Source organism: Arenibacter nanhaiticus (assembly GCF_900141935.1).
Lineage (GTDB): Bacteria > Bacteroidota > Bacteroidia > Flavobacteriales > Flavobacteriaceae > Arenibacter > Arenibacter nanhaiticus.
In genome coordinates this window covers 47,727-65,448 of record NZ_FQYX01000016.1, presented here as the reverse complement: position 1 = coordinate 65,448, position 17,722 = coordinate 47,727, and the positions used below count along the sequence as shown (strand labels likewise).

The following is a 17,722-nucleotide window of genomic DNA, read 5'->3' as shown; positions in this document are numbered from 1 at the left end:
ATTGTAGCAAGCTTCCTATATTTAAGTTTTAGGTTTCTTTTTGTAATTTTACAACCGAATATGGGACTAATGCTCCCAAGGATATAAATATGGATAAAATTTTACCACTAGAGTATCATATAAGCTTTAATAAATTGTTAGAGCGCTATGATGAAATGGCCAAAAGTGACGTAGAATTTATAGCCGCCAAGGCCAAGCACATTCTGAAGGCCCAAGAACCGTTCCCGGAACTTCGGGAGGGGTTTTCCGATGTATCCTTGCTAGAAAAGCACAAGGATCTCATAAGCCTTATACTACAAGATATCTTTAGTGATCTATTGGGGGAGAACGAAATAAAAACCGCCTCCCTACCGTATAGCAATATAATCTTTAATCGCAGTCACCGTTTTAAAAAAATACTCGAGAATGCAGGGCCTAACTTTGTTCCCGTTATTAGAAACCAAGGGGAAGAGGTGAGCTATATCATGTCTTGTGTGGTCATCCTTAATGTTTATTACGGGTTTAAGTTAGATTTTAGAAGGCCATTTTTTTATGACATTCCCGATGCAAATGGCATCATGAGGCATTACCGTATTTTGTACAATGCCGATTTTATAGAAATCACCCCCAACGGGGACCCCTTGAAAATATCCGAAGAGGATGTGGATGAGCTCTTGGAGAACATAGACGATGTATCGCTCTGGAAAAAAAAGATACCACCTAATAGTTTTAAATGTAAGGGATTTATAATCTCTAATATGTTCGACGTTACTGCGGAACATTCCATATCCGAAATTAAATCCAAACTAATTGTCAATACTAAAACAGGGGAAGCTAATTTTATAGAAGAAATAGAGGGAACCTTTAAATCTCTTTTCGGTCTGCCAGATATTCAGATTGGTTTTGTGGTGTACAATCCATCAGAAAATCAATTTGAAAAAAGCTATATCAAGGGTGTGAAGAGTTTTCTGTTGAACGGAAAAGATATAGAGACCTGCAATGAGGCACTCTGTATGTCTTCTTATAAGAAACTGCTCTATAAAAACGCCAATTTTATAATTTCAGATGTAGACAAGTACAATGATATTAGTGGGGGCCAAACGCCTTATAAAAGTCTGTACGAACAAAACATTAAGTCGGCCATCTTTGCACCCATTACAAAAGATGGCGCACTCCTAGGGGTTTTAGAGCTTGTTTCTGGACAAAAAAATGCCCTTAACAGCGTGAATGCAGAGAAATTGCAAGACGTAATGCAATATATTGTTTCGGCAGTCTTACGAGATGTGGAGGAGGAAGAAAATCTTATTGATGCCGTGATACAGAACGAATGTACATCGGTGCATCCCGCGGTTCGATGGAAGTTTCACGACGAGGCAAAACGATTTATAAAAGAAGAAGCCTTGGGGAATAATCCATCCTTTAAGGAAATAGTCTTTAAAGAGGTGCACCCCCTGTACGGACAAATAGATATTAAGGACTCTTCCGAATCTCGGAATCTTGCCATCCAACGCGATTTGACGATTCAGTTATCAGAAATACATAAGGTTTTGACCGCCGCTTGGGTCTTAAATAAACTGCCCGTTTATGAAGAACTGATATTTCAGGTAAACAATTATTTAGAAGAAATAAAGGAGTCCCTATACACCAGTAGCGAACAAACAATTTATGATTTTATCAATACCGAAATACACCCGGTTTTAGAGCATTTGGAGGATGCATCCCCCGCTCTAGAACAGTTGATAGTGCAGTATAGGGCCAATATAGATCCAAATACTGCTACCTATTATGACCATAGGCGAAACTATGACGAAAGTGTCTCACAGATCAATAAAAAGTTGGCTCATGTCCTCGACAAACACCAGGACCAGGCACAGAATATGTTTCCGCATTATTTTGAAAGATACAAGACCGATGGTATAGAACATAACTTGTTTATAGGAGATTCTATGGTTACCGATAGGGAGTACCATACCATGCATTTAAATAACTTAAGGTTATGGCAATTACAGGTGATGTGCGAGATGGAAAATACCTTTTATCAGTTAAAACCAAAACTTCCCGTACAATTAGATGTAGCATCTCTTTTATTGGTATATAATACTTCCTTGTCGATACGGTTTAGAATGGACGAAAAACGCTTTGATGTTGATGGTACCTATAATGCCCGTTATGAAGTGATAAAAAAACGTATAGACAAGTCTTTTATTAAAGGCACCAATGAACGATTGACGGTTCCTGGAAAACTATCTATTGTGTACTCACAAAAGCAAGAAGAAGTAGAATACCTACGGTATATCAAATTTTTAAAATCTAAGGGGTATTTTGGCGATCAAATAGAACTCCTAGAACTAGAGGGCCTCCAAGGTGTTTCTGGATTAAAAGCCATCAGGGTAGAAATATTATATGGAAAAAAAGGCAATACCTCAAAAACCTATGATTATGCCGACCTGATGGAGGTCTGAAATACGTTCCATTTTTTGCCCTATCGATACCTTTTTATCAAACGCGCAAAGAGCCATAATACTTAAAGGAAATGCCAAAGGCAATCACAGATAAAATCATGCCTATCATAAAGATCAAATAGGTCAGGCGTAGAATTTTATATTTCCTGTCGAGAACTAACCCCAAGAAATACAGGTCTTTTGTAAGGGAGGAGTAAATATATTCCTTGTCTTTGACCAATTCGTTGATGGCCCATTCAAAATCGGGCAGGCTCATTTTATGGAAATTGCCAAAAAACAATAAATTTACCTTTCGTTGCGCAACATCTTCTTTGGTAAATTTTCCTTGGGTAACGTTGGGTCTTGTGGCAACAATGGCCAATACCATAGAAATAACGCTAAAGGTCACAAATATGGCCGTAGGGTATACCAAATAATAATTGTGGGGATTATCCAATTTGGGAATTAAATTGGCAAGGACCAAAGAGATAATAATCGCGTTGACAGATAATAATATGTTGGCCTTGGTATCGGCGATATTACTCAAGGTGATATGGTTTCTTAGGGTTACCCTATACAAGGTTTGTATGCCTCGGTCCGGACCATCGCTTTTGTATTTTGCCTTTAACCGTTCTTTTTTGGCTATATTTTTTTCGGTCTTTTTATCTTTCTTTAATTTTTGTAAATTTTTATTCTTTTCGCCTTTCCAGTTTTCAATGGCATAGTCTGTATTGTACTCATGTTCCAATGCCAACATTTTTATGTTTTGTTCCCGCCATTTTTTAGGGGTTATTTCCTTATCCTCAATAGCTATCAGTTCTTTGCGCAATAGCTCGGATATTTCTTGGAAATTAGGCTTTGAAAAATGAGCGCAATCGGCATCGCGTATAATTTTTTCAGGAAGACTTTGTGGTTGGTAATATCTTTTTGTAGCAAGGATGTAATTACATATTTTAGCGATCGAGGCTGTCGGATAGGCTTGTTCTTTCAGAAATTCCTGGGCAATTTTACAACTTCTCTCTTCGTGATTTTCGCTTCCTTCTATATACCCCGTATCGTGAAGCCATGCAGCCAATGTTATTAGCTCGTTTTCTTCTTTACCTAAATCATAAAAACTTAATATTTCTTTAGTACTTTTAACCACCTGTTCTGTATGCCATAAATTATGGTATACATACTTGGGGTTCAGATTCTGAGCCAATAAATCGATGACAAAGTTTTCGGTTTTATGAAGAATATCCGACATATTTTAAAAATTATATGTCGTACAATGTACAAATTTTTTTTTCTAAAATGGTAAGTATGAAAAATCATTCCATCCTTCTAATTCTTTTTTTTCTTATAGCCAGTTGTGCTACCTATAGATCAAAATATGGGCCTAATGAACAACTATCGGAGAAGCAGGATGACAAGGAATTAGTACATCGTTTTTTTCTTATCGGGGATGCCGGTAAATCTGCTATGGGGGAACCAAATGCGGTCTTGAAATTGTTGAAAGAAGAATTAGGGGCCGCTTCAGAAAACACTACGACCATTTTCTTGGGAGACAATATTTATCCGGCCGGTATGCCAGATCCAAAAGAGGCTCCCCAAGCCTATTCGGAGGCAGCCAATAACCTAGATGCCCAATTGGGCGCCCTTGCCAATTACAAGGGACAACCGATCTTTATTCCAGGAAATCACGATTGGTACAGTAATGGATTAGATGGATTGGAACGGCAACAATTGTATATCCAGGAAAAACTGCAAAGCGAGGAAGTATTCTTTCCCGAAAATGGATGTCCTATTAAGAAAATAGACATCAACAAGGAGATTGTTGTCATTGCCATAGATACAGAATGGTATTTGGTCAATTGGGATAAGCACCCGACCATTAACGATGATTGTGAAATTCGGGATAGGGAAGCATTTTTTGAGGAATTGGAAAGTCTGATCAAAAAAAATAGCGGAAAAACCACTATCCTGGCCATGCATCACCCCATGTTTACTTACGGGTCTCACGGCGGACAATTCTCGTTCAAGGAAAATTTAAATCCAATGGGGCGAAAATTCCCTTTTCCGGTTTTAGGCTCCGTGGTTAACCTATTGCGAAAAACAACGGGGGCATCAACAACAGATTTGCAGAATAAACGCTACAATTCCCTTAAAAATAGAATAGTTACTTTGGCTCAGTATTCTGATAAGGTCATATTTGCCTCAGGTCATGAACATTCCCTACAGTATATAGTCGAAGAAAATACCCCACAAATTGTTAGTGGCTCCGGAGCAAAGTCGGGTACAACGAGATTGCTTAACGGAAGTAAATTTTCGTCCGGAGAAATGGGCTATGCTATTCTGGATGTGTATACCGATGGATCTTCTAGGGTAAATTATTATGGGCTCGACGATAATGGCCAAAAGAAATTCTTGTATACCTCCCAGGTGTTACTGCCAAACAAAAGTGAGGGTGGACAGCAGTATGCCGACACTTTTCCTTCACATGTCAAGGCCTCAATTTATAACGCATCAGAAATAGATAAAAGTAAATTCCACAAGCGCATTTGGGGAGAACGCTATCGCTCCTATTACGGGACCGAGGTTTCGGCCCCTACGGTGCGATTAGATACTCTTTTTGGAGGGCTGGTCCCCGTGCGAAAGGGAGGCGGGCATCAATCCAAATCCTTGCGTTTAGCCGATAAAAATGGAAAGGAATACGTGATGCGGGCCTTGCGGAAAAGCGCCGAACTGTATTTGCAGTCCATGGCGTTTAAGGAACAATATATCGTAGGCGAGTTTGAAAATACGTATACAGAAGGCCTGCTGTTGGACTTTTACACGGGGTCGCATCCCTACGCACCCTTTACAGTAGATGTGTTGTCCGATGCCGTCGGATTGTATCATACCAACCCCGTGTTGTACTATGTGCCCAAGCAATCGGCCCTTAAAGGCTATAATGACGATTTTGGCGATGAACTCTATATGATCGAAGAGCATGTGGGGGATGGCCATGGGGAACTTAAAAGTTTTGGATATGCCAATAAGGTTAGGAGTACGGACGAATTGTTCGAAAAATTAAGGAAAGACGAAAAGTATACAGTAGATGCTACTACCTATGTGCGAGCACGACTGTTCGATATGGCCGTGGGAGATTGGGACAGGCATTCTGACCAATGGCGATGGGCAGAAATTAAAGATGAAGAAAATGGAACAGTAACCTTTAAACCCATTCCAAGAGATAGGGATCAGGTCTTTTCCATTATGGGCGATGGACCCTTTATGAATGTGGCTACGCGCATTATTCCTGGCTTACGACTCATGGAGGGTTTTAAAAGCGAAATCAGAAGTGTTAAAGGCTTTAATTCTTCGCCCAAAGCTTTTATGTTAGACATGGTGCTGCCTATAGAAACAAGCCTGGAACAATGGCAGAATGAAGCGGCTTATCTGCAAAAAGAACTGAGCGAAGAGGTTATAGACAAGGCCTTTGAAGCGTTTCCAACAGAAATAAGAGATGAGAACACAACAGCATTAAAAAGAATACTACAGGCGCGTTTGGCGAAATTACCAGAAACAGCAGAAGAATATTATCGCTTGTTAAATAAATTCGCAGTGGTAACCGGTACCGATAAGGACGATTTTTTTGAAGTGGCCTTTTTGGAGAATAAGACCGTAAATGTGAAGGCATACAGGATAAAAGGCGGTAAAAAAGCAGATCTTATTTTTCAAAAAAACTATGATCGCGAGATAACCAAAGAAATTTGGGTCTACGGTTTGGATGACGATGATGTGTTTGAGGTCGAAGGGAAAAATACCAGTGGTATTAAAGTTCGGTTGATCGGTGGTCAGAACAATGATACCTACAATATTGAAAGCAATAAGAATGTTCTTGTCTATGACTATAAATCAAAAAAGAACACCTTTGAAAGTACCAAAGGTGCAACGATAAGACTTACCGATACCTATGATGTAAACACCTTTCAACCTAAAAATTTCCTTAATGCCACTAACCAGTTAATACCTACCATAGGGTATAACCCAGATGATGGGGTTAAAATAGGATTCGGAAATACGTATACCTTCAATGGTTTTCGAAAAAATCCCTTTACACAACAACACACGGTAAATGCATCGTTCTATTTTGCAACCAGTGGTATTGAATTGGACTATTTAGGAGAGTTTGCCAATGTAATTGGGAATTGGAACTTGGCCGTAGCTTCGCGTTTTACCAGTCCTAACTTTAGCAGAAACTTTTTTGGGATTGGCAACGAGACCCAAAACTTGGACGATGCCTTGGGAATGGCTTACAATAGGGTCAGAATTCAAAACCTGAGTTTCTCTCCCTCCTTGGTTTGGAGAGGCTCATTGGGCGGAACATTCCGTACCGGTATCTCATTGGAAAGACTAAGTGTAGAAGAAACTGAGGATAGGTTTGTAAATACTTTTTACCAAGCAAACGGCGAAGAAAGTAATAATAGCTTTTTGGGAGTCGATGCGGTCTATTCTTTTCAGAATTACGACAATGCTGCTTTCCCAACCATGGGCATGGCTACAGAACTATTGGTAGGGTATAAGACCAGTATAGACAACAACACCCGACGTTTTGCCTATATAGTACCAAGTCTATCCTTCGATTATAAGTTAGCGGCAGACGGGAGGATGGTATTGGCGACCAAGTGGAAGGCTCATTTTAATATTGGCGATGATTACGAATTTTATCAGGCCGCCAGTATTGGTGGTACCGATGGCCTAAGAGGGTTTAGAAACCAACGATTTTCTGGAAAAACCAGCTACTATCAAAATACCGATGTCCGCTATCAGCTGAGAAAAATAAAAACCGGACTCTTACCAGTGAACCTAGGGGTTTATGGAGGGTTCGATTACGGTAGGGTGTGGTTGGCCAATGATACTTCGGACCAATGGCATACGGCCTACGGTGGCGGGTTCTTTTTAAACGGCGCCGATGTGCTAACGGCTAGGGTTGCCCTATTTAATAGTGTAGAAGGACCACGGTTTTCTTTTGGTGTCGGATTTGGATTTTAAGTAAAGCATAGGACTAGTCTACAAACTGGCATTCGCGTTTAAGGGGAGTGGTTTTGTTAAAAACCTTACTGCTGTAGCGAAAAGGAATATAAATTCCCGCCAGTTTTTTTAGACCGTTCGTCAGACAACAACAAGTTGTGGTTGTCGGTAAACGTAACGGATTCTAACTGAGTGCGAACTCCTAGGTCTATGCCTTTGACCCGACCCTCAAAAAATTGGTCGTCCCGAAAGTCCGTGATGACCCATAAAAAGCCATTGCTGAGCAAGACCAATGTTTTGCCATCAGGCGAGATATCTGCTGAGGTTATATTGGCCTTTTTCTTCCCAACCTTTGCGGTAAAAACATCTAAATATTCGGCCGCATAGTTGCCTTTCTTGGCCGGAACCCTGTATAGGAAAGCCTCTCCGTTAAAGGGATGAGAACGGTTCTTGGTAATGATATAAAGATGGCCTTTGAAATAAAAAAGCGACTCGGCATCAAATAATAATTTGTCCTTTTTAGGCGGAAAATCTTTCTGCTCAGGATAATAAAAAGTTATTTTTTCGGCCGCTATCTCGCTGCCCGATACCGTTTCGGGATTGGGAATTTTATAAATGCTTAAGTTTTTTCTGAGATTGTCATTATTGCCAAAATCGCCAATGTATATATTTTGTTTGTCGTCTTTGGCCAAATCTTCCCAATCGTGGTTATCTGCATTTTTTACGACCAACGCTCTTAATAACTGCCCTTTATGATTTACCTTGTAAAGGATATTGTCGTTGCCGCTATCTTCTACAAACCACACGGTAGAATCGATAATAGTGGTGATTCCAGAATTTTCTTTGATACTTTTGGGCAGTTTTACGATATAGTTCAGTTGTCCATAATTGGAGCAGCTCACTAAAAAAATCACTGAAAATAAACTGATAAATTTCATCGCTTTGTGCTATTAAGATTCGCTAATGGTAGAAGCGGCAAAGTTAGCGATACCCTTGAGTATTTTATTTTTTTACGGGCATATAAATTTCTGCCTTCCAATTCAATTCGTTCCCTCCATAATTAGGGTTGCTGTAAAAAACCTCAATGGGGTTCTCATCAACCGCAATATTGTTTTTTTTAGCATAGTCTAATAAGGCATACCAGGCTCTGTCCGAAGTGATATAATTGCCGTTATAAATAGCCTTTATGGCCTTCCCTCCCTTAAAATGTTTGTAATGTAAGGATTTGTTTTGGGGCAGGCTGTCATTTTTTATAATGGGAAAACAAAAATTGTATGTAATGCTGTCATTGGTCCTGTCCCAATGGGAAATTTCTATAAACGGCTGTCCGTTTAACTTCACCTGATGATCGACAAGGATCGAGCTTAAAAAAGGATAGTTTTTCATCATGGACGAGGCCTTCCCAAACTGTGGTCCTTCTAAGGGGACATAAGCCGTGTAGGTCGATGGAGTGTCTTCTACGATGCCTACAATACTCACCTTGAAATTTTCAATATGATCGTGTAGCTTTTTATTAAAGTCTACCAAGGTGCTTTTAGTTCTTTTTTCAAAATTAGTAGTGCTAAATGGAATACTCAATCTATTAGATAGACTGTTGTTTAAATCTTTGACCCATACAGTAACCCGACTGCTAGAATCGGTTAAAGGAGTGATTTTCCATCGATATTCGTGAAGGGAATCGTTAAATTGTAGTTGTTGATCTAGTTCCAAAAAGCTTTCTTGTTCTAAGAACTTAGAATGGTTATTGGTACTGCTCCAAAGCTTAATACTTTGGTTGATGGTACCGGGATAGGTTTGGGCCTTAAAAACTACTTTGTAGTCGTATGGCTTAAGAAATAAGTACCAAATCAAATAACCAATGAGCGAGAAGACAATAAAAAATTTTAATTTATTTTTCACTTGAGTAATATTTATGCTGGTATCGTACCTATTATAAGAAAAGGTATCAAAGCGTTCAAAGGTACATTTTTAGAAGGTCTGGGGGCTTATTGGGTAGACACCAAAGATTCGTTTTTTTTCATTTCTAAGGTGTTTACAATAAAGTTACCAAGATCTTTACCTTGTTTTATCCCGACTTCTACGGCAGCTCTATAGTGGATACCCCCGTACATTCTACTCATGGCTGCCTCATTAGCCGCGTGGTAAAAGGAGGTAAAACTGCGAATAGGGAGCCCAAAAGGCACTTCAGTGTCGTCATCAAAATCAAATTCGTCTCCAAAAATACTGGTCAAGGCGGTTGCAGCGGCACCCGAAACAACGGAATGACCACTGGTGTATTCCGGAAAAGGGGGCGTTTGTAATAGAGGTTGCCAGCTGTCATCGATATATTGGTTGATCACCGTTTCTGGACGAATTAGGTTGCTTCTATATTTTTCGTCCCAACAACTGATGAAGCCATCGGCAATTGCCATGGATGTTTTGGTATATGCCAATACGGTTTTGTCAAAATCGGAAGCTGTTTTTTGGCAGGCTATTTTTGTAATTCCCAACCAATGGGCGCCAGGGGTAATCTTTTTGGTAGCAAACATCAAATGTCCACGGGTTACCGAAACATAAGGGTTACAGTCCCAAAATTGGGCAATGGCAACTTCTTCAGAGCTATCTCCTTTGGCCGTAATTTCCTTGTTTATATGATATACTTCCATAACTTCATTATAGAAATCGGATCCTTCTTCCATAGAAAAAGCAGGAGGCGGGGCAGGAACAAATTGATTGGCAGAATCTATCACGAAGGGACGAATCTTGCTCCAATGCGGTTCTATCCCATCCATATAAGAGGGAGGGGTAGGTTGCCAACGGGAAGCATCGTCCGTGTTTATCGTAAATTTAGGCATGGTTCGGGTTTGCTTGTAATTGTCCTTGTCTAACCATGCTGCAATATGTTTGGAAACTCGTAAGCCGTATTCTTTAGAATCGAGAAAGTCACCTTTGTTTTTTTTCTCCCAATGACTGTATAAACTGTCTCGATACACTTCAATTTTGTCTTCAGAGAAAATCAAGTGTTTGCTTAAATCGAGGTGGGCAATTAAGGCTGCCATCTGGTAGTTGACGGGTTTGTCCGGTTTTGGGATAGGCGTTAAATCTGTTACCTGTCCCACTAAGGAATTGTAGCCTGATTGGTGAAGGGCTACGATCTCATAAGCCGCAATATTTGGGTAAGCATATATTCTACTGGCCACAGGGGGCGAAAATATGTCGTGAATCATAACCTCGGTTACCTTATCGATAGCCTTGTGCAGTTCCTCAGCGGAAATAACAATTGGTTCTTCCTTTATATTACAAGAAACGATAAGGGCAACGAGTAGAAATAGTGGAATAAGTGTTTTCATTTTAGTTGTTATTATTTTCCAAGGCATATACTTGGGAACGATCATTATTATATGTTACAAGCAGAAAGGGTTTTTCCCCCATATAAATAATTTTGAGGTGCCTTGCGCTTTTGTGTTCTAGGTCTAATCCTATCTTATTGCCTAAAATTACGTCCTTTTCTGCTTTAATCAAGGCTCCCGGAAAAGAATCGAAGCGACCATGGTATGGTTTTACCCCAAAATAATTACCAGCGGCCAAAACCTCTGTACTTCCGTCCCCATCAAAATCATACTCCAAAAATGCCTGTATAGGAGCTAATTGTAGGGGTGTGGAAAAGGGAACAAAGGTAAATTTACCACCTTTATTTTTTAAATAGCCAGATGCGAGGGTATTTACTTCCAATAAGGTGGCTTTTTGTAAGGCTGGTTCCCCTAAGATTTCGGAAATTGGTTTTCCTGCAAATTCCTTATAATTGGTGAATTTTTTTCGGAGACTTACCAATTGGGACGATAGCTCGTCTAAGCCGTCCAAGGTATAATAGCTGCCATTTTTTGCCATGGCCAAAATAGTTTCGGTACTGCCATTGTTATCAAAATCTGAATAGTACATCTTTAAGGGATATTTCATAGAGGCACTTAGTTTGGTATTGGTACCCCAATTGCCCAACAGATAATCCATAGTGCCGTCGCGGTCAATATCAAAAGGAACAATACTCTGCCATAGCCCGGTATAAGCTTGTTCCAAGGTGAAATGTTCTGATAAATCCCCATTGTTGTTCCTAAAAAATTTAGGAGACATCCATTCCCCTACAAGGATAAGGTCCTTGATACCGTCCCCATCAAAATCGCTCCAAACAGCATCCGTAATCATCCCGGCACCTTGCAATTCCGCATTGGGCACCATAGAAAAAGTCCCCCCTTGATTCCGTAATAAAAAAGAATTTGGAATTTTTCCAAAATCATTGGTCACTGCATGGTTGCCCACAAAAACATCCAGGTCGCCATCGCCGTCAAAATCATATTCCCGAAGAATACCGGCATTTTCAAAATAGGAGGATAGGGGCATCTCTGTAAAAGTATCCTTCTCTTGGCGGTAATAACTATCCGTTAGGGGGGGCATTTGGTCATAAAAATCGCCTCCGCCCGTACCGATAAAAAGATCGTTTAGGCCGTCCTTGTCAAAATCGGCAATGATGGCACTGATATCTTCTTTAATAGAGTCTTTTGCAATGGACGGAATGGCGGTTTCTACATAGGTGCTGTCTTTTTGCAAAAATATTCTGGATGGAATGTATTTGGAACCTCCAAAGAAAATATCTTTTTTACCATCATTGTTAAGGTCCCCAATAGCGACAGCCGGACCCCGATCGGATATCTGATAAGGAATTAATTTTTGACGATTCACATCTAAATAGTGGTCTTCTTCATGGGTAAAATTAATGCCTAAATTATCCGTGGTTCTTTTAAAAATGTTCCTTGTGTCTTTCTTCAAAGAATCATAGTTAAAAGCGTTGGTGCCTTTGGGAGAGAGGGTGAGATATTGATTGGTAGCTACTTTTTTTAATACCTGATAGGTCTTATTAGGCCATACTATCTTAATTGAATCTATGAATTTTTCTTGACCATAACCAAAGTGAATCATCGGCTCCGACGATGCCTGAAACCCTCTCACCGTATATAACTCCTTGTATTGAAGCCTTCCCTTGTGATAAGAGAATGCCTTCGTCCCTATGCCGAATTTGTTTTTATCCGTATACTTAAAATTTAGCTTAAGGTAATTAGCCTTGTCATCGGTTTTGTTGACATACAAGCTAGCCGTACTATTAATGTTATTGATCACAAGGTCCAGATCGCCATCATTGTCCAAATCGGCATAGGCGGTTGCTCCAGAAATAAGGGAGTCTTTGATGGTCCAATGCCCAGATTCGTTGTTAAACTTTAAACCTTCCTCGCCTTTAAAAATATAATTATGCACTTTCCCCGATGGCATTAAATCAAACGCTTGCTGGTCTACGAGCTTGGTATTGTTCATTTTAGTTCTGATTTGCTCGCTAGAGGCAAACTTTATAAAATCGAGATCGTTGGGTCTTTTAGGAATGCCGTTAGAAATAAAGATGTCTTGTTTTCCGTCCATATCATAATCCCCCAAAAGGGCGCTCCAGCTCCAATCTGTGGCAGCCACTCCGCTGAGAAGCGCCGTTTCTGTAAAAGCTTTGTTCTGTTGGTTTACAAAGAGCATATTTCTAGAAAACTGATAATGGTATCCATACCGATCTACCTTTAAATTTTGGGTTTGGGTAAGGTCGTCCCCATCCGATGATTTAAGAACGGTTTCATCTTCCGGAAGCATGTCCAGGGTAAGGAGGTCTGGCCAACCATCATGATTGATGTCTGCGGCATCATTGCCCATAGAAAACCTGCTCGTATGCCCAAAATAGGTGCGTAATTGTTCTGTAAAGGTGCCATCGCCATTGTTCAGGTAAAAGTAGTCGTCTTCATGGAAATCGTTGCCAATATAAAGGTCGGGATAGCCGTCCTGGTTAAAATCGGCTACCGAAATCCCTAATCCATAGCCATTTACCCCACCGTAAATTCCTGCTTCTTCGCTTACATCGGTAAAAATGCCGTTATCATTACGCAAGAGCTTATCACCGGTTTGTGGATCTCTGTTTTTTCTTATATCGGCTTTGCCAAAAGAGGCCTGGGTATGTACCGCATGATTCAGCAAATAGATATCCAGATCTCCATCCAAATCATAATCTATAAAAGCGGCGGTACTACTAAAGTTTTCAAAATCTAGACCGTATTTTTTCGAACTTTCGGTAAAGGTATTGTCGCCATTATTTATAAAAAGTTCATTGTGTCCGTAAAATCCGTTGATTCCTACTACGGCGCATACATAAATATCTAAAAGGCCATCCCCGTTCACATCGCCCATGACGGCACCGGTGTTCCAAGAGCTATTGCCTTCGATGCCCGAAGTGGCAGAAATATCCTCGAATTTTAAACTCCCTTCATTGAGGTACAATTTGTTTTTCACCTGATTGCCAGAAAAAAATATGTCGGGTAGCCCATCGCCATTAATATCGCCTATGGCTACTCCGCCACCATTATAAAAATATAGGTAGTCTAAAATATTAAGATCCTCGGTAGGGGTAAGGGTATTTTGAAAATCGATACCCGTTTCTTCAGGACCGGGATTGCTAAAAAGACGCCCCTGCTTTTGACCGCAGCTCCCAAGGAGCATTATAGATAATATAAAGAGTAAGTGTTTAATCATTTAATGAAAAAATCTTAGGTTGATTATTGTTGATAGCCGTAATGATAAATCGCTTGCCTTGTTTGTCCTTAAACATTTGCAGGTGTTTAATCTCATCCTTGATAAAAAAGCCGCTTTCATCATAATTTTGCCATTCAAAATTTAGTTTTCCATCGCCTAAAAGGATGTTGCCATAGTTAGCGTCTAAACGGGAATACTGAGGTTTAAAGGCAAAATTGTTGCCCCCCATAATGATATCCAAATGTCCATCGTTATTAATGTCGGTACAGTAAATTCCACAGACACAAGAAAATTGAACCCGATTGGGAAGTTTTTTAAGAACAAATTGTCCCTGGCCTTCATTGATGGCAATGACCGATTCTTGGATGCTTGCCTTCTTTACAATGGTTTGCCGTATTTTCTCTGGAGGAAACAATTCTTCTACCGTCCTTTTGGCGTATTCCGAAGCTTTTAAGTTTTGCTTTTTTAAGGATACGATCTGGTTGGTCAGTTCTTTTTTCTGATGGATGGGATAATCTTTGCCATCGAAATTTTGGGACATAATTTGTTCAATGGTGCCGTTATCGTCAAAATCGTTGATCCACAATTTCATGGGGTTTTCCGTTGAAGCGGCATAGGGAACATTGCTCCCCTGATTACCTAAAATAAGATCTATGTCCCCGTCATTATCCAAGTCAGCAGCTTCAATAGCATTCCACCAGCCCGGTAAACTATCTAAGCTAGTGGGCATTAGGACCAACCGTCTTCCCGTATTCCTGTACACCGTTGCCGATCCCCATTCAGAAACAGTTACTAGGTCTTTCTTCTGGTCACCATCTATATCTGTCCAAATGGCATCGGTAACAAGCCCTGCTTTTTTGGTGTCAAAGGCCAAACGTTCCGTAGCGTCTACAAAAGTTCCATCACCTTTGTTTTCTAAAAATAAATGTTCAGGTTCTATACCATAGTTGCCAACTACGCTTCTAGAACCTATAAATACATCCATATCGCCATCTCCGTCAAAATCATACGGGGCAATGACAGATATGTTGTTGTAAACGCTTGGCAAGGTGTTGGAAGAAGCCGTAAACATCCCCTGCCCATTGTTGAGGTACAGTCGGGTTCCATACGATTTTTCGGCACCGGTCTGGTTGCCACTACTGCCTACCAATAAATCCATATCCCCATCCCCGTCAACATCCAAAAAGGCAGCCGCGGTATCTTCAAATACGGCATCTTTTTCCAAGGCAATCTGCTTGGTGGGCGTTAACTTTCCCTTGCCGCTATGCCTATAAATTACCGCACTGGCACTAGCACCACCTCCAATAAAAACATCCTCATGCCCATCGGCATTGATATCGGAGACCGCCAAGGCCGGACCTTCTTGGGAAAGCATTTTAGAAATGAGGCCCTCGTAGTCAAAATCGTTATAAGTGTTTTCCGTATGCGATAGAAGGCTAGTGGTATTCAATTCGGTTAGCAAAGTTTCCTTAGGAGTGTTTTTAATGGGTTTATACAGACCCTGGGCTTCCGGTTGATGTAAAACCAGTACTTGGTTCACCCCAAGTGAATCTAGTATTTGGGTTTGGTCATCGGGCCAAATTACCCGTAGGGAATCTATTATTTGTCGTTGGCCTAAACCTATGGTCATAATATAATCCATGGACGATTGAAACCCTCGAGAAGGAATTAGCTCTTGAACGATAACTTCTTTTTTATGATATAGTTTAACCGTTGCTCCTATGGCAAAAGTGTTGGGGGCAGTGCCTTTTAATTGTACCTTGATATAGTTGTTTTTGCTAAATTTTTCACTGTTATTTTCAAAAATAAAGGCCTGCATATTCACGTTGTTTACCACAAGATCTAGGTCTCCGTCATTATCCAAATCTGCATATGCAGCGCCATTGGAGAAACTTGGAATCTCGAGTCCCCAATTTTTGGTTTCATTGCTAAAGGTAATGTCCCCGTTGTTTCTAAAAGCGTAATTGGGTTGTGGCTCAGAAGGCATTTTATTGATAATAGAATCAATGGATTGCTTTTTCCCGGTCAGCGCCATTTTTTGGATGATTTCGTTGGCAAAAAAGTCTACAAAATCTAGATCTGTAAGGTCATGGTTAATGCCGTTGGTCACATAAATATCGCGTAAACCATCATTGTCCATATCAAATAAAAGTCCGGCCCAACTCCAGTCGGTCTTTGCAACGCCACTAAAATAAGCCACTTCGGAAAAGCTGTTGTTGCCATTATTCAACTGCAAGGTGTTTTGAATGTATTGCTGGAAAAAATCCTTGCTCTGCTTTAATTTAAATATATTATAACCTTCAAATTCCATGACAGATTTTACACGCTGGTCTCCCTCGGGTAACATATCTGTAATAAAAATATCGCTTTTTCCGTCGTTATTAATATCGGCCATATCTACTCCCATAGCCGATAAACACAGGTGGGAGGTCCAATCCTTTATTTCTTCCTCAAAGGTGCCGTCTTGCTGGTTGATATATAGGTAGTCTCGCTCATAAAAATCATTGGATACATAAATGTCCGGGTAAAGGTCTCCATTGACATCACTCACCATTACACCAAGCCCAAAACCAATAAGACTGCCATAAATTCCGGCTTCTTCACTGACATCTACAAACTTGCCATCGTCGTTTCTCAGTAGCATATCTCCAACGCCCCTAAAAATTTTGGGTACTCCTTCCCAGTCCTGAGCCCTAATGTCTCGTTGTTCGGCATAGCCCAAACTACTTACGGGAATATTGCTGTTGTTTAGGATGTATACATCCAAATCGCCGTCTTTGTCATAATCAAAGAAAGATGCATGGGTAGAAAATCCGGTTTTGGCCAAGTTATAGGCTTCGGCACTTTCCGTAAAAGTAAGGTCTCCATTATTAATGTAAAGGTCATTATCGTGGTTGTTGCCTTCCATATTCCCGGCGTTGCTGACATATAGGTCTAAAAGGCCGTCCCCGTTAATATCGACCATAACCACCCCGGTAGACCATGGTTTGTTACCGCTAACCCCGGCCTTTTCGGAGATATCCTCAAATTCTAAATTGCCCTTGTTCAAATAAAGTTTGTTAGGGCCCATATTGGCAGTGAGATATATGTCAGGAAGTCCATCGTTGTTAATGTCGCCAATGGCTACACCACCACCGTTATAAAAATTCCGGTATTTAAAAATATTGAAATCTTTTTGGTTAACCACCTCATTTATAAAGTCTATTCCCGTTCTTTCAGAGGGCAGTAAGGAAAATAAGGTTTTTTCCGGAGCCGTTTCTGCTTCTTTTTTTGGGGAACAAGAACTTACTAAAGCAATGGTACATAGGATTGCTATATTTTTTACTTTAAATATTGTCATATTTTTTGATCCTTCTTTTTTAGAGTGACCGCAATATTAAAATCGCCGGTGATATTATTGGTTTGTTTCCAATAAGTTGCTAGCGCAAGGAACAACGGACCTTGACTTTTTTGAAGACTGCGGTCTTGAATGAAAAATGGTGTTGGTTATGTTAATGCTTTGTAGGGTATAGAAGCGCTATGTTTTCTTGCAGAATTTTGTTTTTACACGAATGAGCTTTCCCCATATGGGCACATTGGATGTACGTTTGAAAGTATCTTTTTTTGGCATGTTTTGGTTGGTGTTAGCTATTTCATAATTCTTTGTTTTTGCCATAATTACGGCGGTCCAAAGACATGTGTAATATAGTTAAAGTAAAGTGAATATGGAAACCAAGGGA

Annotated in this window: 8 protein-coding genes; 2 read left to right on the top strand and 6 right to left on the bottom strand. The window is 40.2% G+C overall.

The window, feature by feature from the left end; genetic code table 11:
* Positions 1–89 precede the first annotated feature (89 nt).
* Positions 90–2,441, top strand: coding sequence for a GAF domain-containing protein (locus BUA16_RS10885; protein ID WP_072764780.1), 2,352 nt, complete (start codon positions 90–92; stop codon positions 2,439–2,441).
* Positions 2,442–2,478: 37 nt separating this feature from the next.
* Here the strand turns inward: BUA16_RS10885 and BUA16_RS10880 are convergent, their stop codons facing one another.
* Positions 2,479–3,666 (bottom strand): Pycsar system effector family protein, encoded by a 1,188-nt coding sequence (locus BUA16_RS10880; RefSeq protein ID WP_072764779.1) that lies wholly within the window; start codon positions 3,664–3,666, stop codon positions 2,479–2,481.
* Positions 3,667–3,722: 56 nt separating this feature from the next.
* On the opposite strand from BUA16_RS10880, the gene BUA16_RS10875 reads away from it, so the two are divergent.
* Entirely contained in the window at positions 3,723–7,436 is a 3,714-nt protein-coding gene (locus BUA16_RS10875) for a metallophosphoesterase (protein WP_084668485.1), read from the top strand.
* 65 nt (positions 7,437–7,501) lie between these two features.
* Here BUA16_RS10875 and BUA16_RS10870 read toward each other — a convergent pair whose 3' ends face one another.
* From BUA16_RS10870 to BUA16_RS10850, 5 genes are all read right to left on the bottom strand, one after another.
* A complete protein-coding gene (locus tag BUA16_RS10870; RefSeq protein ID WP_072764778.1) occupies positions 7,502–8,353 on the bottom strand; it encodes a hypothetical protein in 852 nt (283 codons plus the stop codon).
* A 64-nt stretch (positions 8,354–8,417) separates the two neighbouring features.
* The gene (locus BUA16_RS10865; RefSeq protein WP_143150494.1) at positions 8,418–9,314 is read right to left on the bottom strand and encodes a GyrI-like domain-containing protein; all 897 of its coding nucleotides are present in this window, start codon (positions 9,312–9,314) and stop codon (positions 8,418–8,420) included.
* Between the two features lie 86 nt (positions 9,315–9,400).
* The gene (locus BUA16_RS10860; protein WP_072764776.1) at positions 9,401–10,744 is read right to left on the bottom strand and encodes a vanadium-dependent haloperoxidase; all 1,344 of its coding nucleotides are present in this window, start codon (positions 10,742–10,744) and stop codon (positions 9,401–9,403) included.
* A 1-nt stretch (position 10,745) separates the two neighbouring features.
* On the bottom strand, positions 10,746–14,003 hold the full coding sequence (locus BUA16_RS10855; protein WP_072764775.1) for a VCBS repeat-containing protein: 3,258 nt from the start codon (positions 14,001–14,003) through the stop codon (positions 10,746–10,748).
* Entirely contained in the window at positions 13,996–17,343 is a 3,348-nt protein-coding gene (locus BUA16_RS10850; protein WP_072764774.1) for a VCBS repeat-containing protein, read from the bottom strand. The genes BUA16_RS10855 and BUA16_RS10850 overlap by 8 nt, the downstream gene beginning before the upstream one ends.
* Positions 17,344–17,722 lie beyond the last annotated feature (379 nt).

Coding starts and splice junctions, on each gene's coding strand:
- BUA16_RS10885 (WP_072764780.1), top strand. CDS start 90: ATGGATAAAATTTTACCACTAGAGTATCATATAAGCTTTAATAAATTG.
- BUA16_RS10880 (WP_072764779.1), bottom strand. CDS start 3,666: ATGTCGGATATTCTTCATAAAACCGAAAACTTTGTCATCGATTTATTG.
- BUA16_RS10875 (WP_084668485.1), top strand. CDS start 3,723: ATGAAAAATCATTCCATCCTTCTAATTCTTTTTTTTCTTATAGCCAGT.
- BUA16_RS10870 (WP_072764778.1), bottom strand. CDS start 8,353: ATGAAATTTATCAGTTTATTTTCAGTGATTTTTTTAGTGAGCTGCTCC.
- BUA16_RS10860 (WP_072764776.1), bottom strand. CDS start 10,744: ATGAAAACACTTATTCCACTATTTCTACTCGTTGCCCTTATCGTTTCT.
- BUA16_RS10855 (WP_072764775.1), bottom strand. CDS start 14,003: ATGATTAAACACTTACTCTTTATATTATCTATAATGCTCCTTGGGAGC.
- BUA16_RS10850 (WP_072764774.1), bottom strand. CDS start 17,343: ATGACAATATTTAAAGTAAAAAATATAGCAATCCTATGTACCATTGCT.